The following is an 18,764-nucleotide window of genomic DNA, read 5'->3' on the forward strand; positions in this document are numbered from 1 at the left end:
GCCCCAGCCACAGGTCCACCGCGGGGTGAACGTCGGTACGTCGTGCCGTCCCGGGACAGCGCTTGGCCCCGCCGACAGACTGTTTAGTCGGCCGGTTCCATGGGAGGGCATGGACGATATCGAGGGCGAGGAGATGCCGGGCGCCATCGTCGAGGCGTTCCTCGAACGCGAGGAGGGCGTCCGGGCGCTGCTGGAGGAGCTGGAGAAGCTCACCATCGAGGGCCGCCACGAGGCGGTCCGGGAGCGCCTGCGGAACCTCGCCGACAGCGACGAGTCGGTGTTCTACACGGTGGCCTTCTCGCTCACTAACTCGCGGCAGTTCTTCGGCGACGTGGAGGCCCAGCTCGACGTGACCGCCGCCGACCGGCTTCGCGACCTCGCCGACACCTACCCGACGCTCGCCGAGCCCTTCAACATCGTTCGCACCGAGCGCGCGGAGGACCGGCTGAACCCCGTCACGGATACGAGCTACACCGTCACCTACCACCACAGCGTCGAGTCGCCGATGATAACCTACAGCCCGCTGTCTGGCGACCAGCAGCTCTACGAGTCCCGCGGGACGCCCAGCGAGGTGTTGCGCGTCTCGACGGACCTGGCGGCCGCGACGACCGACGCCCTCGACGTCGCACTTGAGAACGACTACTCGGTCAACACCGAGGAGCTGTCGACGCTCATCGACCGCCGCGAAGAGCTGGAGACGGAGCTATCGAAGCTGCGGGACCAGCTCGACGAACTGCGGCGGAAGCCGGTCGAGGAGTAGCGGAGTGGCGACCAGTGAGACGCCTCCCGTCGGTCTCACCCACACCCGCGGCTCTGCGGTTCCCTTCGGTCACCGCATCGCTTCGAGACGCCTCCCGTCGGTCTCACCCACACCCACGGCTCTGCGGTTCCCTTCGGTCACCGCATCGCTTCGAGACGCCTCCCGTTGGTCGGCGTCTCGCGTGTCTCGCCAACAACGCCGTTATGTATCCGCACCCGATATCAGTAGACAAGAATGGGTATGGAGAGATTACGCGATCAGGTCGAAAAAGAGAGCCGGGACCTGTCGATACTGGGGACCGTCATCGACGCCGGGCCGATAGGAATCGTGCGGTTGGCCGAAGAGACCGAAATTCCCGAACACAAGGTGCGGTACTCGCTGCGGATGCTGGAGGACGACGGGCTGGTCGAGCCGACGCCGCAGGGCGCGGTGCCGGCCGACGACATCGAGGAGCGCGTCGCGGACATCAACGCCGGGCTGGACCGGCTCATCGAGCGGCTGGAGGAACTGGAGTCGGCCATCCCGGCGGCCGAAGCGGCCGAGTGACCGACCAACTGTTTTGAGGCGCGGGCGAGAACCGCCGCTATGGACGTCGCGCTCATCAGCGACACGCACATCCCCTCGCGAGCGAGCCGGATTCCCGACGGCTTCCGCGAGCGCATCGAAGCCGCCGACCACGTCGTCCACGCAGGCGATTTCGACAGCGAGGGGGCGCTGTCGAACGTCCGCGCGATGGCGTCGCGGCTCACCGCCGTCGGCGGGAACATGGACCCCCGTATCGGCCTGCCCGACCGCGCGACGGTCGAGCTCGGCGGGGTCACGTTCGTCGTGACCCACGGCACCGGCTCGAAGCGCGGCTACGAGGACCGCGTCGCGAATATCGTCCGCGAGGAGGCCGGCGAGGACGCCGTCGGTGTTGCCGGGCACACACACGAAGTCATGGACACGACTCACGGCGGCGTCAGGCTGCTGAACCCCGGGAGCGCGACCGGAGCCGCCCCGGCCGAGCGAGCGACGATGATGACCGCGACGGTGGGCAACGGGGAAATCGACGTCGAAACGGTTCGGTTGTAGACGCGTTCCCGTTCAGTGTGAAACAGCCCCAAGATGCCATCGTCCGCCGGCGTAACTGGCTTTGTACTGGCTGAACAGATTGGTCACCAACGCTCGGTTCGTTTCTCGGTGAATGAACCACTACTGGTATCGAGACAGACCTCGGCGCCGATTGGATTCACGGCCCATACCGACCCGTCTTTTCGCTAAATGTTCACATATGCCTGATCTGCCGTCACCTCGTCGCTACTGGGCGCAATTTCCCGGCCGCTCTAAGCGTTCGTCAGGGGCGATAGCTAACTCACCTTTTTGTGGCAGCATCGATACCGCACCGCCGGTTTGCTGACGCACGTGCGCTAACTCGTGGGCCAGGACGTGCTGACCCTCCGCCGATTCTGGGTCGTACTCCCCGCGGTTGAACGCGACGTGGTTCCTGGCGGTACAGACGCGGGCGTTGATGTCCTCACGGGCTTTCGCCGCCTGTGGCCCAGTGTGGAGACATCTAGAAGCGGTTACTCACAACCGCCCAAAATGTCGCCCCGACTGGCCCCGACGGATTCAGCGGACGATTCGTCGATACTAGAATCAGCAGGGAGGACCAACGGCTGCTTTGACGACCGAGGTGAGTCAGAGACTACAAATGAAAACCGGACGAAACTTATCGCGTATCTCGTAACTTTTCAGCAGTTTTCACGGCTGCCTCAGTCAATTGTTCTTCGTCGATACTCCCGCGGACTTCGTCTCTGAGTTCGGGTTCGCAATACGCATCCGCCTCCGCAAATAGGTAGTCAAGGATTCGAAACACTTCCTCATTTGGTGCTTTGTCGTCATCCAGGTAGATATCAATGTATCTATTGGAGAATTCACGTGCTGTTAACTCTCCATTGGTAAATCTCTCTATCAAATTCAGATACGTCCGCACATACTCATCATTTGTCATTTCACCCACCTCCCAACTCGCCTGTAGACAGTAAACACTCCCGCTGGTCTTCACGGAGCTTCCAAGCCGACCAGAACTCCCCATCCGGATATGTCATAACGTTATTATTCGTTCGTGTATTGTAGTAGTGGACTGCATCCTTGTTTCTGTATTCGCCGTTAATGATGATAGTGTCCGAATCGATAATATGTGCTTGTAGTGCTTCTTGAAAGCGACGTTTGTTGTCCATGTTCCATTCACCTTCGATGCCGAAGTAATCAGAGTGTTTAAATTTGGCCTGAAGTTGCGAATCGGGGAACTCAATGTCAGAAATGTCAATTTCTTTATTTACCGAGGGGCTGCTCTCGGTGTCATCACTCAACCGCTGTACATGCACGTCACCCTTCCGCATCCGCTGGATACCCAGCATGCCACCGCGCATCACCCCACCCACACGAGATCAGGCAGTTCACTGTCTTATCTCGTTGAATAACCACTCGGAGAAAGAGTCATTGAGTTTATATGGCTCGTTAGGGGACATGAATAAGTACACAGGAGGGTTATCGCCCTCATCGGTGTCGAAGAACAGAAATGAATACCCTTGATGACCCATGAAGACGAAGTCAGATTCATCAAATTTGAAGTCGACATCGTTTTCCTCAACTCTCTTCTGAGCGAATTCTCGTTGACGTTTCATTTCAGGGTAGGCGAACTCACTGCCACGACGAAATCCGTTGGGATTTTTTCCGATATGTCGCATGCAGGATTTATACGCCTCTGGTAGTGTAACGTTAAATTCCGACTCCAGATCCCGTATTTCGTCCTCATCACATCCGGTAATCTTCGTTTCTGGCCCATAGCTGTGTTCTACGAGCAACTGTACGGCTTTTTTTCCCACCGTGTTCTCTTCTTTAGTCATGGATTATCCCTTTCTAATTTTGAATCGTAGCTCACGGAGATTCTGATGGTATCGAATTCGGTGTTTTCGTCCTCTGTCGAAAACTTACCTATAAGTTTTTCACATGAATTGCACGGTGGTCTCTCGGTATATATTGCTATGCTCCCCGCAGAGCTTTTTAGATCAAACTCGTTTGCCAAGTGCTCGATTATTTTTGCCTCACTGTCCCACATATCTATCGGAGATAACCCGTTCCCGGGTTCTCTGTGATCAAACACCCGTTCGTCTTTGAATGGACCGGGAAGCAATGGATTCTCCGTATCCGATTCACCCGATTCCCGTTTCCCGCTAGCAGCGGCTATCCACAGTTTTTCCCCGTTAACTTTCAAACTCGCAACTGCAATATTCTGATCTAAATTCGCTCGATCGTTGATCCCTCCCCTTGTTTGTAACTCACCAACGTCTCTCCGTAAGTTTCTGGTTACAGTCTCGCCTATCTCTGGTGGTATTTTGGAGCCAGCTTCCGGTATCTCAGCGTCTGTATCCATATATGACTCGATATCGAAGGCGTCCGCCAATTCATCCAAGGGCTCCTGAGATACCTCCTGTTCGTTCAACCGCTGGACGTGCACGTCGGCCCGCCGCATCCGCTGGATACCCAGCATGCCACCGCGCATCACCCGCTCGGCCGTCTCCTCGGCCTCGCGTTCCAGATGCTCGTCGGGGTCGATAGCCAGTGCACCTTCCCGTGGGAGCATCGACACCGCACCGCCGGTCTGCTGTCTCACGTGTGCGAGTTCGTGGGCGAGGACGTGCTGCCCTTCCGGCGAGTCTGGGTCGTACTCGCCGCGGTTGAACGCGATGTGGTTGCCCACCGTGAACGCTCGCGCGTTGATATCGTCACAGGCTTTCGTTGCCTGTGGCCCGGTGTGAACGCGAACGTCACCGAGGGTGTCTCCCATCCGTTCTTCCATCGCCCGTTGAATCGACTGGTCCAGCTGCTGCCCGGGCGAAGAAATCACGCTCCGAACGGAATCGGGCACCTGTGTCTCGCCGCCGAAACTCGACTCGTGATGGGCGCCTTTGGAGCGTTGGACGGATTTCGCGTTCTGGCGCTCGATGTCCGTCGGAACCTCGGACGGGCGTTCCCGTTGACGGTCCCGAAACTTCTCCATGTCCCGGGTTTTGCCCATCGTCTCGATAGGCATCCCCTCGGCGGCCCACTGGCGGACCTGGTCGGCGCCGTGTTGCTGGGCGAGTCGCTGGAGTACCGTCTCGTGGCCGTCCCGGTACGGCGCAACTCCGAACCGATGCGTCTCGCCCGAGTCCCGACTTGCCGACTGGCGTTCCCGTGAGTCCTCGCGGGGTTCCATCGCCGCCGGTCCGGCCTCCTCCCGGGCCTCGCTCACTGACCGGAAACTCATTATCTGTGGGAACTTTTCACCTCTATTCGATATAATTGTTTGGTGAAGCTGCCGATAATATCCGGCCGCGACAGTCGCCAGCGGTCCAGAGCCCTCGTCCCTGCCCAGCGAGTTCCGGCAGCCGTTGCCACTGATTGCGGGCCTTGCGAGTAACGGCGTCCTTTTTCCCGCGGAACCCACAGAAGGTGTATGGAGGTCTTCGCGGTCGCGGGGCTGCCGGAGGTTCGCCGCGGCGACGACGTGGCACAGGTCGTCGCCGAGCGGGCGGACCTGCAGGACGGCGACGTGGTCTGTGTAGCGAGCACCATCGTCTCGAAAGCGGCGGGCCGACAGGCCGACCTCGCCGACTTCCCGGCGAGCGAGCGCGCCGAGCGCATCGCCGACGGCATCGCCGAAATCGCCGGCGAGCAGAAGGACCCCCGCTTCGCGCAGGCTGTCATCGAGGAGAGCGAGGAGATACTCACCGAGGCGCCCTTCGTCCTCGCGGTCACCCGCTTTGGCCACATCACGGTCAACGCGGGCATCGACCGCTCGAACGTCCCCGGCGCCGACCTGCTCTTGCTCCCCGAAGACCCGACCGACTGTGCCGAGCGCGTTCGAGCGGGGCTCGACGACCGACTCGGGGTCGACGTGGCGGTCATCGTCACCGACACGTCGGGTCGGCCGTTCCGGCTCGGCCAGCGCGGCGTCGCGCTGGGCTGGGCCGGCATCCCCGCCGCCCGCGACTGGCGGGGCGAGCACGACCGCGAAGGCCGGGAGCTCGGCGCGACGGTACAGGCCGTCGTGGACGAACTCGCCGCCGCCGGCAACCTCGTGACGGGCGAGGGCGACGGCGGGACGCCGGTCGCCGTGATTCGGGACTTCGACTTCGGCGACCACGCCGGGAGCGACGAGCTCTACCGCCCGAACGACAAAGACGTCGTCCGCGACGCACTCAGAGAGTGGTCTCATGTACGCGATTGAACTCACACCGGAACACCCAGTGGCACAGCTCACCGACTTCGCCGTCTCCGCAGAGAACGCAGGCTTCGACGCGGTGTTTGCGAGCCATCACTACAACAACCGCGACCAGTTCATGGCGCTGTCGTCCATGGCACAGGCGACCGACGACGTGTTACTGGGGCCGGGCATCGCCAACCCCTACGAGACCCACCCGGTGACGCTCGCCTCGCGGGTCGCCACGCTCGACGAGATGAGCGACGGCCGCGCCCTCTTCGGGGTCGGCCCGGGCGATAAGTCCACGATTCGGAACCTCGGGTTCGACCACGATGACGCGCTGCGACGCGTCCTGGAGACGTTCAAAGTCGCCCAGCGGCTGTGGGACGGCGAGCGCGTCGACCACGACGGCACCTTCCGGGCGGACGACGCCGGGCTGAACTACGAGGTCGGCGACGTTCCGGTGTACGTCGGCGCACAGGGGCCCCACATGACGAAGATGGCCGCCAAACACGCCGACGGCGCGCTGTACAACGGCTCCCACCCGAAGGACCTCGCGTGGGCCCGCGACCAGGTCGACTCGATGCTGGACGACCGCGTCGCCGACACCGAGTTCGACCTCGCGGCCTACGCCAGCGTGAGCGTGGCCGAGGACGCCGACGCGGCCCGGGAGGCCGCCCGCCCGCCGGTGGCGTTCGTCGCCGCCGGCTCGCCGCCTCCCGTACTAGACCGCCACGGTATCGACGGGTCGGTCGCGAGCGACATCGGCGACGCCATCTCCGCCGGCGAGTTCGAGGCGGCCTTCGACCTCGTCACGGAGCCGATGCTGGACGCGTTCTGTATCGCGGGCACGCCCGACGACGTGGCCGAGCGCACCGAGACGCTGCGAGAACACGCCGACAGCGTCGTCTTCGCGTCGCCGCTGGGGCCGGACGTCGAGGCGGCTATTTCGCTTCTGGGGGCGGCGATCGACCGCTTCCCGGACGAATAACGAGCGAGACGACCGCGCCCAGCGAGAGGTAGCCGAAGACGGCCGAGGCGCCGCCGACCAGCACCGCGCCGACGAGGATGAGCACCGCGGAGATGGGGTCGGCCATCGCGATGTCGATGAACTTCCCCGGCGCGTCGAGGATGCTCTGGACGAACTGTGACGGGAGACTTTGCATACCCGCTGCTTTGGAGCGGCCCTACTTTGTGCTTCCGCTAGCAGATATCGACGTGTGACGCCACGGGACAGCGAGTACGAGCAGCCGGAAGATCCCGCTGTCAGCGTACGGCGAGGCCTCTGCCGACAGCCCGAACGGTCGGGCGCGGAACGAAACCACAGCGGGTCGAGAGCGGACAGCTATTTGCCGCGTGCGGTCCCAGCTAGGGCCATGAGCGAAGACGCCTCGCTGGACCAGTTCGTGACAGACGAATCGGACGAGCGACGCGAGGAGTCACCGGTGGTCGAGTCGGACCCGGGCGCGGCCGAGGACCCCCCGGGCCCGGAAGCACCGGCCGACGTCGAACCGGCGACGACCACGTACGCCTGGTCAGACGAGGGGGCGGTCTGCGACGAATGTGACGACACTGTCGAGCGGCGATGGCAGCAGGACGGTGGACTGGTCTGTGTCGAATGCAAGGACTGGGAACGGGCCTAACGTCCGGCTACGTTTGTCAGGGGTCGGCTCTGTCCAGTTTTCCTCGCCCCTCCAGCAGAGTTACATGTTCCCGCTCCGAACGGGAACGTAACTGGAACCACGGCGCTCCGAACGGTCGGGGGTTCCGGCCCGGGGCTCGTCGAGAGTTACTACCCATGACAGATACGAGAGCCAGCCAACAGTCGGACAGCGCGCTCCGGGACGCGAACCGTCTCGCAACCGGGGTCATCGAGAACGTCGAGGAGGTCATCGTCGGCCACCACGAGGCCATCGAACACATCGTCACGGCGCTGCTGGGTCGGGGCCACGTCCTGTTAGAGGACGTGCCCGGCGTCGGGAAGACGATGCTCGCGCGGTCGGTCGCCGCGAGCGTCGAGGGGGAGTTCAAACGCGTCCAGTTCACGCCGGACCTGCTGCCGACGGACGTCACTGGCGTCAACGTGTACAACCAGAAGACCCAGGAGTTCGAGTTCCGGCCGGGTCCCATCTTCGCCAACGTCGTGCTGGGCGACGAGATCAACCGGGCACCGCCGAAGACCCAGTCGGCCCTGCTGGAGGCGATGGAGGAGGGGCAGGTCTCCGCGGACGGGACGACGCGCGATATTCCCCAGCCCTTTACCGTCATCGCGACCCAGAACACGGTCGAACAACACAAGGCCTACGACCTGCCGATGGCCGAGCTCGACCGGTTCATGACGAAGCTGCAGCTGGGGTATCCCGACGCCGAGGAGGAGACGGCGATGCTTGGCGAGGTGGTGGGCGATCATCCGATAGAGGAACTCACGTCCGTCGCCACGCTCGGAGAGCTACAGGCGGCCCGCGAGGCCGTGGCGCAGGTCACCGTCGAGGAGCCGATTCGCGCCTACGCGACCAGGCTCGCGACCTACACCCGCGAGCACGCCCGACTCGGCGTGAGTCCGCGGGGGAGCATCTCGCTGTTGCGGGCCGCACAGGCCCGGGCCGTCCTCGACGGCCGCGGCTACGTCGTCCCGGACGACCTACAACGTGAGGCCCCGGTCGTGCTCCCGCACCGGATCCGGACCGACAGCAGCGACCAGACCGCCGACGAACTCGTCGCGACGGCCCTGGAGCGGGTCGCCGTCGAATAGATGCGGCCGACGCTTCGCGGCTTCGGCGTCCTGCTGGTGGCTGTCGGCGCCACCGTCGTCGGCGCGCAGTTCGGCCAGCCGGGCCTGCGGGCCATCGCCGCGCCGCTGTTCGTCGCCGTTCTGGGCGCGACGGTCCAGGTGTACTGGACCGGCCTCCCGGACATCGAGCGGTCGTCGCTCCGTCGGGGGTTCCCGGGCGAGACCCGGACGGTGCGACTCACCGCCGGCGGGAGCGGCATCGCCCGGTTCACCGATGGCAGGCCCGCGGACATCAGCGGGACGGCGACGATGCGTCGCTCGCTGCCGGCGACCGTCGAGTACGAAGTGACCTACGAGCGACGCGGCGACCACCAGCTTGGCCCGGTCGAGGTGACGGTCACCGATTCGCTCGGGCTCGTCGTCACGAGCGGCACGGTCGAGGCGACCGACAGCGTGCTCGTTTTCCCGCCGGTGTACCGGCTCGGGGGACCCGAGGCGTTCGCCCGTATCGTCAGTCGTGACACCGAGGACCGACAGACGTTCGACCGCCTGCGGGAGTACACCCCAGAGGACTCGCTGCGGGACGTCCACTGGAAATCGAGCGCGAAGCGCGACGACTTGCTCGTCACGGAGTTCGACGACGACACCGACGACAGGGAGCTGCTCGTCGCCGCGCGAGCGGAGGCGGGCCACGCCGACGCGATGGCGGCCGCCGCGGCAACGGTCGCCGTCGGCGCGCTCCAGAGCGGGTTCAGCGTCGAGCTGGCGACGCCTGACGGCGTCGTCCCGGCCGGCTTCGGTGACAGTCACCGGACCCGGCTGCTGGAGGCGCTCGCGCGCGCGTCCAGCGGAGAGAGCGGCCGCGAAGCCGACGCCGACCTGCTCGTGAGCGCGACCGACGACGGGGTCACCGTCGGTGTCGAGGACCGGACCGAACCGTTCGACGGGCTGACGGCGAGCCGCGAGAACCCACTGGTCTCGGGGGTGGCGGGATGAGCCGGTTCGCCGGTCGTCTCCCCTGGCCCGAGACGCGGGTTCTCGCGCTGCTTGCAGTCGCGCTGGTGCTCGGAGCCCCGCTACGGACGATGTACCACCTCGTCGACGTGGTCGGGTCGCCGACGCAGTTCCTGCTCGTGGCCGCCGTGGCGCTGGTGGCGGCGGCGCTGCTGGCACGGGTGCTCCACCCGATACTCGCCATCGTCATCGGCGCGGGCCTGTTCGGGTTCGGGCTGCTGTGGTACGTCACGAACCTCACGACGAACCCCTCGCTCGACGTGTTGCTGGCCGACACCGTCCAGCTGCTGACGGGTCGGCGGCTCCTCCAGATCGCGAACGTCCGGCTGTGGGTCACCTCCTTCGTCGCCGCGCCGGTGTTCCTGACGACCTACTTCGCGCTCCGGCGGTGGTACGTGACGGCCGTCCTCGTCTCCAGCGTGACGCTCTCCTTTTTCGTCCTGACGACCGACGCCGGCGTCGTCACGACGCTACTCGGCGTTGTCGGTGGGGTCGCCGGGCTCGGCTTCGGGACGCTCGATACCATCGAGAGCGAGGGCGAGCCGGTGACGAGCGACCCGGCGGATGACTCCCCCGAGTCGACCGGCGGGGACGACGATATCGACGCGGGTCGGCGGTCGGTGCTGGCACAGCTAGCCGCGGTCGTCGTCCTGCCGACGCTGGTCTCGCGGATCCCCGGTATCGACGGGACGGTTCTCTCCGTCCTCGGCGGCGCGGGCGGGACCATCGAAGCGAGCCTCGTCGACGCCGGCGAGTCGCTGTCGATACAGGGGTCGGTCTCGCTGAGTTCGACCCACCGTTTCACCGTCGACGCCGCGGAGCCCCGGTACTGGCGCGTCGGGACGTACGACCGCTACACCGGTGACGGCTGGGTTCGAACCGGGGGCGTCGAGGCCTACGACGACGGCGACGGACTGAGCGACGGACCGGCCGACCGGACGCGAGAGCTCGTCCAGACCTTCGAGGCCGAGTCGGCCATCGGGACCGTCCCCGCAGCGTGGAAACCCGTTCGGTACGAGGGGGACGCTGCGGTGGGGGTGACGCGACACGACGGCTTCCAGCCCGAAGACGGACTGGAGAGCGGCGACAGCTATCGCGTCGAGAGCGCCCTCATCGAGGCGAGCGAGGAGGAGCTTCGGACGGCCGGCGACGACTACCCGAGCGCGGTCGAGGGGACGTACCTGCAACTGCCCGAGAGCACCCCCGACCGCGTCGCCGAGACGACCGCCACGCTGACAGAGAACGCCGAGACCCCCTACCAGACCGCGCTGGTCGTCGAGCGCTGGCTCGAACAGAACCGGGGGTACTCCCTCGACGTCTCCCGGCCCAGACGTAACGTCGCCGACCGGTTCCTCCACGCGATGAGCGAGGGGTACTGCGTCTACTTCGCGACGACGATGGCCGTCATGCTTCGCACGCAGGGTATCCCCGCCAGAATGACCGTCGGCTACACCCCCGGCGAGGAGGTCGAACCGAACCGATGGGAGGTGCGCGGGCTCCACTCCCACGCGTGGGTCGAGGTGTACATCGAGGACTGGGGGTGGGTGCAGTTCGACCCGACGCCGGCCGGCCCGCGGCAGACGGCGGAGCGACAACAGCTCGACGACGACGCCGAGAGCGACGACAGTGACGGCCGCGAGACGCCGACGGAGACCGAGACCGCGGAGACGCCCACGCCGACGCCGACCGGGACGACCCAGCCGGGACAGACGCCCACGGAGACGCGGACCCGCACAGCGACGCGGGACCCGCGCGAGCGGCGGACGACCGAACGCACTGTGGCGCGCAATACGACCGAGCGCGGCGGACGCCAGCTCCCCGCGCTACCCACGCGCGAAGAGGCGGCGCTTGGGGTCGTTGCCCTCCTGGGAACCGTCGCGGGACTCCGTCAGGCCGGCGTGCCCGAACGGGTCTCGCGGGCGCTGTGGCTGCGCTACCAGACGCCACAGAGCCCGGAAGAAGATATCGAGCAGGCGTTCCAGCGCGCGATGTACGTCGTCGGCGAGCGCCACCGACAGCGCGAGGCCGGCGAGACGGTGCGGGCGTATCTCGACGCCGTCGGCGCCGAGGAAGACGTCAGGCGGCTGGCCGCGCTGCGGGAACAGCTCCGGTACGGCGGGTCGGTGTCGTCCGAGGCGGCCGAAGAGGCCATCGACATCGCCGACCGAATCGTGGCCGAACGGTAGGGCGAGCTTTCCCCCGACAGTGTTTAATACGAAGGTTTCGTACGGGCCGGTGTAATGTCGGAAGTCTGCTCGACGTGCGGGTTGCCTGAGGAGCTTTGCGTCTGTGAGGACGTCGCAAAGGAATCCCAGGAGATCAACATCCGCATCGACGAGCGCCGTTACGGAAAAGAGGTAACGATAATAGAGGGGTTCGACCCGAAAGACGTGGACATGGACTCGCTGTCGTCCGACCTGAAGTCCAAGTTCGCCTGCGGTGGAACGGTCGAAGACGGACAGATCGAGCTCCAGGGCAACCACACCGGTCGCGTCGAGGACTTCCTCCGCGACAAGGGCTTCAACGTCGCCTGAGAGGGGCTGTTGTAGCGGGGTTCCGGTAGGCGCCGACGCGGATCGGCGCTGTCCGGAAACAGACGACGACAGTTTCTCTACTTCCCGTCGTTCGTCCGCGGACCCAACACAACGAGTGCCGACAGCGGGCAGTTATCCCTGAACTGGTGGGCTCCGGCAGTGGCCACGCCCGCGTCCTCACAGATACGGGCCGACGACAGCGAGGACGAGGAGCGCGACGACGACGCCGCTGGTCGCGTAGACGGCGGTGGTCCGGAGCCGCGAGGAACGCCCGTATCCGGTGCGGTCGGCGACGGCGGCGAGCGACTCCGAGAGGACGCGACCGCCGTCCAGCGGGCCGATGGGGAGCGCGTTCAACAGCCCGACGTTCGCGTTCAGGAGGACGAGCCAGAAACAGGCGTTCGTCAGCGGGCCCAGCGCCGCCACGGCCGCGGCCGTCGGGGCCGCTCCACCCGTCGCCGCCCAGCCGAAGTACGTGAGGAAAGCCGCTGTCGGCGACGCCGTCAGCGAACTGAGGAGTATCGCGCCCGTGGCGACGGTCACGACGAGGTTGTGCTGGACGCCCAGCGCGAACACGCGCATCCGGGTGCGGGCGTCGGCCTCGTCGAGCGCGTCGTCGGGGAGCACGTAGCCCGCGAGCGGGACGACGCCGAGCAGGAGCGCGACGCCCCACTCCTCGACGGGAACGCCCTCGGCCCGGCAGGCCAGCGCGTGGCCGCCCTCGTGGACGACGGTGGCGACGACGAGCGCGAGGACGACGTAGGGGGTCGAGGCCAGCGGCATGAAGTCGTTGACGCCCGGAATCGCGACGGTGTTGACCGGGTCGTTCAGCGCCGTCGGCTCCCGTCCGAGCGCGTTGCCGGCGGCGACGGTGACTAGCGCCAGCGTCCCGACCTGCAGGACCAGCAGGGTCGCGATGGCGAGGTCCGACCAGCGCCGGACGGCGGGCCGGTCGGCGACGGCGTCGAACCGCGCCGAGGTTCTGGTGGAATACCAGTACAGCACACCCAGGCCGACTTTCAGCGACGGCGGGAGGCGTGCGTTGAGACGGTCCTCGACCGTCTCGATGCGGTCGCCCAAGCGGTCGATACGTCCACCCAGCCCTGCCATGTTGTCGGACGTGCACGGGCCGGCTACAACTGTGTTTCGCCCAGCGTGGCGGGCCGCCCGGCGATAGTACTCGGAGCGATAGATACGCGTTGCACGTCGGAGCCGTGCGAAATATATTGCTGCCAGAGGTAGTAAGACACATGAGTGCCACCGCTGTCGAGACCGCCGGGGTTCTGTGCAAACGCTACGGACCGGGCCGGCTGCCCGGGGCCGACAGTCGTTCCATCGGCGCCGGCTACGCCTTCGCCACGGCGGCGCTACTGGCGTCGGTGGCGTTCGTCGTCCTGAACAGTGTGAACACGGTCGTCACCGCCGGTCCGGGCGCGCTCTGGCTCACCACCGACGGTGGCCTGCTGTATTTCGGCCTGCGCGCCCCGCCGTTCGTCGTCCCGGCGGCCTTCGCCGCCGGCGCGCTGGCCTGGGACTCGTTCCCCGGGACATCCCGTATTCCGGCCCCGTCAGCGGACTGGTCGCGACGCTGCTGACCTACGTCGGCGCGACGGCGCTCGTCGCCGCCGCCATCCTCGGGTACATGCTCCTCAGCCCGATGACCGTCATCGAACCCGGTACCGCGGTCTTCGTCGCGGTGCTGTTCGGCGGCTTCGGGTTCGCGTTCACGTTCTGGATAACGCTCCCGGTCGGCGCCCTCAGCGGATACGTCCACGAGCGGGCGGTCGCCGAGTACCCGGAGACGGCGTAGTCGCCGGGGTCGTTCTCCACAGAGTATCACACCAGCAGGAACGTCACCAGAAACCCCGACGCAGTAGCAAAAGCGACCGACGGCCCGCCGCCCTCGTAGGCGTCGGGCATGATTTCGACGGCGAGCGACGCGAGCACGGCGCCCCCGCCGGTGGCGCGAACGAGAGCCAGCGTGGTCGGGCCGACGCCGGCGACGGCGACGTTGCTGACCACGACCGCCGCGGCGAGCCCGGCCGCAGTACCTGTCCAGACGCCGAGCGTCCACACGACCGAGCGCCCGCTCTCGGTCATGCCCGCGGCCCCGGCGATAGCCTCGGGGAGGTTGTTGGCCGCGACGCCGACCAGAATCGCGAGCGGCCCACCGGCCGACCCGCCGACGAGCGCGACACCGAGCGTGACGTTCTCGGCCAGCCCGTCGAAGACGACGGCGGCCAGCAGCGGGTAACCGCCGAGTTCGCCCGACGAGCCGACGCGGTACTTCACGCCGACGTACAGCCCGGTCCCGACGAACAGGCTCGCCGCGGCCGGCCCCGACCCGGCGGTCCGGAACGCCGGCGCGAACAGCTCGAAGGCCAGCCCGGTGATGAGCGCGCCGCTCGCGAATGCCAGCAGCGCCGCGACGATACGCCGTGGCAAGGGGAGATAGACGCCGACCACGGCACCGACGACGAGCGGGACGGCGGTGCCGAGCCCGTACAGCGCCGGGACCAGAACCATCGTGCTACTAACAGTTCGGGGCGGGCGCGGAAAGCGTGTGGGGAGCGGAAGGCTGAGAGTGACAGTCAGAACGGTGCGGTAAGCATACCGCGCCGAAGGCGCGGTTTCGCCGGACACGAGCGAAGCGAGTGGCCGGTAGTTTTTCCCCAAGTTTTTGGAGTACGGGGTTCCCGCAGCGCCGTGTAGCGGCGCAAGGAAACCCGTGCTGTAAAAAGTGGTCTCAGAAGAACTGGAACAGGTCGTCGCGCTCGTCCTCGTGCAGGTGGTGCCGGACGGCCTCGGTCAGCGCCGAGATGTTCCCCCGTTTCGCGCTGATGGGGGCGATGGTCTCCTGCCACTGTTTCCACGGGGGATAGAGCCCCAGTCGGTCACAGAGCTCGTTCAGGCGCTCGTCCTCGTCGTCGACCTTGTCCATCTTGTTGACGGCGACGACGGGTTCGACGCCGACCTCACGGAGGAAGTGGAACATCTCCACGTCGTGGGGAATCTCGTCGGGGCCCGAATGCCGGTCGATGATGTCGATGACGGACTTCCCGTCGACGACGAGGATGCCGACGAGAATCTTGTCGGCGTTGTCCTCGACGTAGCGAACCACGTCGGTCTTGATCTGTTCGCGCACCTCGTCGGGGACGCCCTTCATGAAGCCGAAGCCGGGCAAATCCGTGAGGACGAAGTCCGGACCGGTCCAGTCGTAGTGGTTCGGGCTGCGGGTGACGCCGGGGCGCTGGCCGGTGTCGAAGGTGTGACCGGTCAGCTCCCGCATCAGCGTCGACTTCCCGACGTTGGACCGGCCGACCAGTACCACCTCGGCGCTGCGGTCCGGGCGTGAGTCGAACATAGGCTCGATACTGCGCCGACGGGGAAAAACGCGTCAGTTTCCGTCGGGACCGCAGCCACCACAGTAGTTGGTTCACGGCGTGGCGAAGGCGGGGACAGTCAGCAAGCAGTCCGGTCAGCCGGACGGACCCGGAGTACGTCGCGGTCACGCTCCCGATGACTGTGGCCCGCGAGATCGTGCGCCGGCTCTGACCGGCGGCGGCATCACCCGGGTTTTTGTCCACAGGCGCGAGACCGATAGCCGTGCGGCTCGTACAGATCTCGGTCCCACGGGGCAAACTAGAGGCGGCCCTGGGCGTCCTCGACGACGAGGGCATCGACTACGTCGTCCACGAGGAATCCAGCGGGAGAGACATCGAGGCCGTCGTCACCTTCCCGCTGCCGACGAACGCCGTCGAACCCGTCCTCGAATCGCTCCGCGACGTGGGGCTCAGCAGCGACACGTACACGGTCATCACGGAAGCGAACACCGTCCTCTCCCGGGACTTCGACGCGCTGGAGGAGCGCTACGCCGAGGAGGAAGACGAGGACCGCATCGCCCGCGAGGAGCTGACCGCCAAAGCCGAGGCGCTGGCGCCGTCGCTGTCGACGTACGTCACCATGACCGTCATCAGCGCGGTCATCGCGACGGCGGGCCTCCTGCTGGACTCACCGGCTGTCGTCGTCGGGTCGATGGTCATCGCGCCCCTCATCGGACCGGCGATGACGGCCAACGTCGGCACCGTGGTCGACGACCACGAGCTGTTCGTCCGCGGCGTCAAGCTGCAGGTCTTCGGTCTGTTGCTGGCCATCGCGAGTGCGACCGCGTTCGCGCTGCTGGTGCGGACGGCGAACGTCGTGCCGCCGATAGCCGACGTCACGAGCGTCGACCAGGTCCGCGAGCGGGTCGCCCCGGACTTCCTGTCGCTCGTGGTCGCTCTCGGCGCGGGCGCGGCGGGCGTGTTGAGCCTCACCTCCGGCGTCTCGACGGCGCTGGTCGGCGTGATGATCGCCGTCGCGCTCATCCCGCCGGCGGCGACGGTCGGCATCGGCATCGCGTGGGGCCAGCCGATGGTCAGCCTCGGGTCGGGCGTGCTCGTGCTCGTGAACATCCTCTCCATCAACCTCGCCGTCCTCGTCGGGCTGTGGTACCAGGGGTACCGTCCGGAACACTGGTTCCGCGAGAGCGACGCACGCTCGGCGACGGTCAAACGCATCGGGGCCCTCGCCGTCTCGATTCTCGTCCTCTCGGCGTTTCTGGGCGGCGTCACCCTGGACTCGTTCGCCCGCGCGACGACTGACGCCGAGATACAGGACCGCGTCGAGGGAAGCGTCGAGCCGCCGGCACGCGTCCTCAGCGTCGAGGTCGAACAGAGCAACGCCGTCATCTTCCAGGACCCCCAGCGAGTCGTCGTCACCGTCGGCATCCCGCCGGGAACGGACCCGCCGAGACTGGCCGACAGACTCGACGCAGTGGTCGACGACGCGGCGGGGCAGGACGTCGAGACTTCCGTCCGTTATATCGTCGTCGAACGAGGCTAAAAGGGTCAAAGTCGCGTTTGAACGTACGGTGTGGTAAAGGCAACTGGCCTCCATCCGAGACGTATGGACACGCAACCACTCGCAGTCGTCGGCGTGCTGGCACTCCTCGTGGCCGGCGGCGCCGGCTTCGCACTGGCAGACACCGGAACTGCACCGACGGCGGAGACCACTCCGACAGCGGAGACCGAGAACGCGACCGTCACCGTCAGCGCCGACGCGACGGTCGAGCGAACCCCTGACGAGGCGACCGTCACCGTCGCCGCGGTCGGCCGGGGCGAGACGGCGGCGGCCGCACGGGACAACCTCAGCGACGACGCCGTCGAGTCCGCACTCGAAGCCGAGGGGGCGACCGTCACCTCCTCGCGTTTCAGCGTCCGGCCGGAGTACGACTACCGCGAGAGCGGCCGTGAGCTGGTCGGCTACGTCGCCGTCCACACCGTCGAGGCGGAGACGACCGACGTCGAGGCGGTCGGGACGCTCGTCGACGCCGCCGTCGACAGCGGGGCCGACCGCGTCGAGGGCATCACCTACAGTCTGAGCGACGAGACGCGGGCCGACGCCCGTGAGGACGCCCTGACGACGGCGATGGACCGCGCCCGCGGCGACGCGACCACCCTCGCGAGCGCCGAGGACCGCGGCGTCGGCGACGCGGTGACGATTCAGACGAGCGAACGCGGCCAGCCAGTGGTCCGCGCCGAGTTCGCGACAGCGGCCGACAGCGGTCAGACGGACATCTCGCCGGGGCCAGTCACCGTCGGCGCGACGGTGCAGGTCACCTACGAGCTGGAGTAAGGCGCCGCTGGACTTTTCTTCGCCCCGTGCGAACTGTAACTCATGCGAATGCCGTCACTCCGCGGTATCATCGACCGGCGGATACTGGTCAACTTCCGCATCGACGCGGACGCGCTGACCGGGGTCCTGCCGTCCCCCTTCGAGCCGCGGACCGTCGACGGGTACGCCATCGGCGGCATCTGTCTCCTCCGGCTGAACCGCGTCCGTCCGACGGGGTTGCCCGCCGCCGTCGGGGTCCGCTCGGAGAACGCGGCCCACCGAATCGGCATCCACTGGGACGACGACGGCGAGCGCCGGGACGGCGTGTTCGTCCCGCGGCGGGACACCTCCTCGCGGCTGACCGCACTCGTCGCGGACCGGTCGTTTGGCAACCACCACCACGCCGAGTTCACCGTCGACGAGGGCGCGGGCCGCTACGACGTGTCGGTCCGGAGCCCCGACGACGTGTCGATGCACGTCCGCGCGGCGGTGGCCGACTCCATCCCCGAATCGAGCGTCTTCGACAGCGTCGACGCGGCCTCGGAGTACCACCGGCGCGGGGCCACGGGCTACTCCCCCTCGTCCGACGGCCAGCGCTTCGACGGCATCGAACTGGACACCTACGAGTGGTCGGTGACGCCGCTGTCGGTGGAATCGGTCGGCGCCAGCTACTTCGAGTCCAGCCGGTTTCCCGCGGACGACGTGACCTTCGACAACGCCCTGCTCATGGAACACATCGACCACGAGTGGCATAGCGTCGAGGGCATCTGCCCGTAGCTCGCGGGTCACTTCGTTCCCCGCTCGCTGTTCCGAGACCGTCGCTACGCTCCGCTCTCGCTG

The 18,764-nt window shown here is 66.4% G+C and carries 23 protein-coding genes and 1 pseudogene; 15 read left to right on the top strand and 9 right to left on the bottom strand.

What is annotated here, in order from left to right:
* The first annotated feature begins 109 nt into the window (after window positions 1-109).
* The 3 genes from NDI56_RS15595 to NDI56_RS15605 all read left to right on the top strand — a co-directional run bounded on the left by NDI56_RS15595 (window position 110) and on the right by NDI56_RS15605 (window position 1,834).
* The gene (locus tag NDI56_RS15595; RefSeq protein WP_310920578.1) at window positions 110-760 is read left to right on the top strand and encodes a hypothetical protein; all 651 of its coding nucleotides are present in this window, start codon (window positions 110-112) and stop codon (window positions 758-760) included.
* Window positions 761-1,000: 240 nt separating this feature from the next.
* Window positions 1,001-1,306, top strand: coding sequence for a winged helix-turn-helix transcriptional regulator (locus NDI56_RS15600; RefSeq protein ID WP_310920579.1), 306 nt, complete (start codon window positions 1,001-1,003; stop codon window positions 1,304-1,306).
* Between the two features lie 39 nt (window positions 1,307-1,345).
* Window positions 1,346-1,834 carry a metallophosphoesterase family protein gene (locus NDI56_RS15605; protein WP_310920581.1) on the top strand — a complete coding sequence of 163 codons (489 nt, stop codon included), beginning with the start codon at window positions 1,346-1,348 and terminating at the stop codon, window positions 1,832-1,834.
* A gap of 246 nt (window positions 1,835-2,080) precedes the next feature.
* On the opposite strand, the pseudogene NDI56_RS15610 reads toward NDI56_RS15605, so the two are convergent.
* The 5 genes and pseudogenes from NDI56_RS15610 to NDI56_RS15630 all read right to left on the bottom strand — a co-directional run.
* Window positions 2,081-2,311: pseudogene (locus tag NDI56_RS15610) on the bottom strand (eCIS core domain-containing protein); the annotation flags it as partial.
* Between the two features lie 160 nt (window positions 2,312-2,471).
* Entirely contained in the window at window positions 2,472-2,753 is a 282-nt protein-coding gene (locus NDI56_RS15615) for a colicin immunity domain-containing protein (protein ID WP_310920582.1), read from the bottom strand.
* Between the two features lies 1 nt (window position 2,754).
* On the bottom strand, window positions 2,755-3,186 hold the full coding sequence (locus NDI56_RS15620) for a colicin D domain-containing protein (protein WP_310920583.1): 432 nt from the start codon (window positions 3,184-3,186) through the stop codon (window positions 2,755-2,757).
* A 15-nt stretch (window positions 3,187-3,201) separates the two neighbouring features.
* Window positions 3,202-3,651 (bottom strand): SMI1/KNR4 family protein, encoded by a 450-nt coding sequence (locus NDI56_RS15625; protein WP_310920584.1) that lies wholly within the window; start codon window positions 3,649-3,651, stop codon window positions 3,202-3,204.
* Entirely contained in the window at window positions 3,648-5,054 is a 1,407-nt protein-coding gene (locus tag NDI56_RS15630; protein WP_310920585.1) for an eCIS core domain-containing protein, read from the bottom strand. The genes NDI56_RS15625 and NDI56_RS15630 overlap by 4 nt, the downstream gene beginning before the upstream one ends.
* Window positions 5,055-5,243: 189 nt before the next feature.
* Here NDI56_RS15630 and NDI56_RS15635 point away from each other — a divergent pair, with 189 nt between their 5' ends.
* Window positions 5,244-6,017, top strand: coding sequence for a coenzyme F420-0:L-glutamate ligase (locus NDI56_RS15635; RefSeq protein WP_310920586.1), 774 nt, complete (start codon window positions 5,244-5,246; stop codon window positions 6,015-6,017).
* Window positions 6,004-6,981 carry a 5,10-methylenetetrahydromethanopterin reductase gene (locus tag NDI56_RS15640; protein ID WP_310920587.1) on the top strand — a complete coding sequence of 326 codons (978 nt, stop codon included), beginning with the start codon at window positions 6,004-6,006 and terminating at the stop codon, window positions 6,979-6,981. Before NDI56_RS15635 ends, NDI56_RS15640 begins: the two co-directional genes overlap by 14 nt.
* Here NDI56_RS15640 and NDI56_RS15645 read toward each other — a convergent pair.
* Window positions 6,935-7,156: a DUF8024 family protein gene (locus tag NDI56_RS15645; protein WP_310920588.1), complete on the bottom strand. Its 222-nt coding sequence runs from the start codon at window positions 7,154-7,156 to the stop codon at window positions 6,935-6,937. The genes NDI56_RS15640 and NDI56_RS15645 overlap by 47 nt on opposite strands.
* 210 nt (window positions 7,157-7,366) lie before the next feature.
* Here NDI56_RS15645 and NDI56_RS15650 point away from each other — a divergent pair, with 210 nt between their 5' ends.
* The 5 genes from NDI56_RS15650 to yciH all read left to right on the top strand — a co-directional run bounded on the left by NDI56_RS15650 (window position 7,367) and on the right by yciH (window position 12,269).
* Window positions 7,367-7,633 carry a DUF7573 domain-containing protein gene (locus tag NDI56_RS15650; protein ID WP_310920589.1) on the top strand — a complete coding sequence of 89 codons (267 nt, stop codon included), beginning with the start codon at window positions 7,367-7,369 and terminating at the stop codon, window positions 7,631-7,633.
* A gap of 155 nt (window positions 7,634-7,788) precedes the next feature.
* Complete coding sequence (locus NDI56_RS15655) at window positions 7,789-8,742, top strand: AAA family ATPase (RefSeq protein ID WP_310920590.1); 954 nt, start codon at window positions 7,789-7,791, stop codon at window positions 8,740-8,742.
* On the top strand, window positions 8,743-9,717 hold the full coding sequence (locus NDI56_RS15660; protein ID WP_310920591.1) for a DUF58 domain-containing protein: 975 nt from the start codon (window positions 8,743-8,745) through the stop codon (window positions 9,715-9,717).
* Window positions 9,714-11,921 (top strand): transglutaminase TgpA family protein, encoded by a 2,208-nt coding sequence (locus NDI56_RS15665; RefSeq protein WP_310920592.1) that lies wholly within the window; start codon window positions 9,714-9,716, stop codon window positions 11,919-11,921. Before NDI56_RS15660 ends, NDI56_RS15665 begins: the two co-directional genes overlap by 4 nt.
* A 54-nt stretch (window positions 11,922-11,975) precedes the next feature.
* Complete coding sequence (yciH, locus tag NDI56_RS15670; protein WP_004516073.1) at window positions 11,976-12,269, top strand: stress response translation initiation inhibitor YciH; 294 nt, start codon at window positions 11,976-11,978, stop codon at window positions 12,267-12,269.
* Window positions 12,270-12,446: 177 nt separating this feature from the next.
* Here the strand turns inward: yciH and NDI56_RS15675 are convergent, their stop codons facing one another.
* Window positions 12,447-13,379 carry a site-2 protease family protein gene (locus NDI56_RS15675; RefSeq protein WP_310920593.1) on the bottom strand — a complete coding sequence of 311 codons (933 nt, stop codon included), beginning with the start codon at window positions 13,377-13,379 and terminating at the stop codon, window positions 12,447-12,449.
* A gap of 140 nt (window positions 13,380-13,519) precedes the next feature.
* Between NDI56_RS15675 and NDI56_RS15680 the strand changes: the two genes are divergently transcribed.
* Window positions 13,520-13,864, top strand: coding sequence for a hypothetical protein (locus NDI56_RS15680; RefSeq protein ID WP_310920594.1), 345 nt, complete (start codon window positions 13,520-13,522; stop codon window positions 13,862-13,864).
* Between the two features lie 47 nt (window positions 13,865-13,911).
* Window positions 13,912-14,079 (top strand): hypothetical protein, encoded by a 168-nt coding sequence (locus NDI56_RS15685; protein WP_310920595.1) that lies wholly within the window; start codon window positions 13,912-13,914, stop codon window positions 14,077-14,079.
* A 26-nt stretch (window positions 14,080-14,105) separates the two neighbouring features.
* Here the strand turns inward: NDI56_RS15685 and NDI56_RS15690 are convergent, their stop codons facing one another.
* Both NDI56_RS15690 and engB read right to left on the bottom strand, forming a co-directional pair.
* A complete protein-coding gene (locus tag NDI56_RS15690; RefSeq protein ID WP_310920596.1) occupies window positions 14,106-14,795 on the bottom strand; it encodes a ZIP family metal transporter in 690 nt (229 codons plus the stop codon).
* Between the two features lie 220 nt (window positions 14,796-15,015).
* Window positions 15,016-15,633: a GTP-binding protein EngB gene (gene engB / locus NDI56_RS15695; protein WP_310920597.1), complete on the bottom strand. Its 618-nt coding sequence runs from the start codon at window positions 15,631-15,633 to the stop codon at window positions 15,016-15,018.
* Between the two features lie 242 nt (window positions 15,634-15,875).
* On the opposite strand from engB, the gene NDI56_RS15700 reads away from it, so the two are divergent.
* The 3 genes from NDI56_RS15700 (at window position 15,876) to NDI56_RS15710 (ending at window position 18,701) form a co-directional block, all read left to right on the top strand.
* Entirely contained in the window at window positions 15,876-17,153 is a 1,278-nt protein-coding gene (locus tag NDI56_RS15700) for a TIGR00341 family protein (protein WP_310920598.1), read from the top strand.
* A gap of 63 nt (window positions 17,154-17,216) precedes the next feature.
* Entirely contained in the window at window positions 17,217-17,945 is a 729-nt protein-coding gene (locus tag NDI56_RS15705; RefSeq protein WP_310920599.1) for an SIMPL domain-containing protein, read from the top strand.
* Window positions 17,946-17,987: 42 nt separating this feature from the next.
* The gene (locus NDI56_RS15710; protein WP_310920600.1) at window positions 17,988-18,701 is read left to right on the top strand and encodes a DUF2071 domain-containing protein; all 714 of its coding nucleotides are present in this window, start codon (window positions 17,988-17,990) and stop codon (window positions 18,699-18,701) included.
* Window positions 18,702-18,764 lie beyond the last annotated feature (63 nt).

The sequence above is a fragment of the Halomicroarcula saliterrae genome, assembly GCF_031624395.1.
Classification (GTDB): domain Archaea; phylum Halobacteriota; class Halobacteria; order Halobacteriales; family Haloarculaceae; genus Haloarcula; species Haloarcula saliterrae.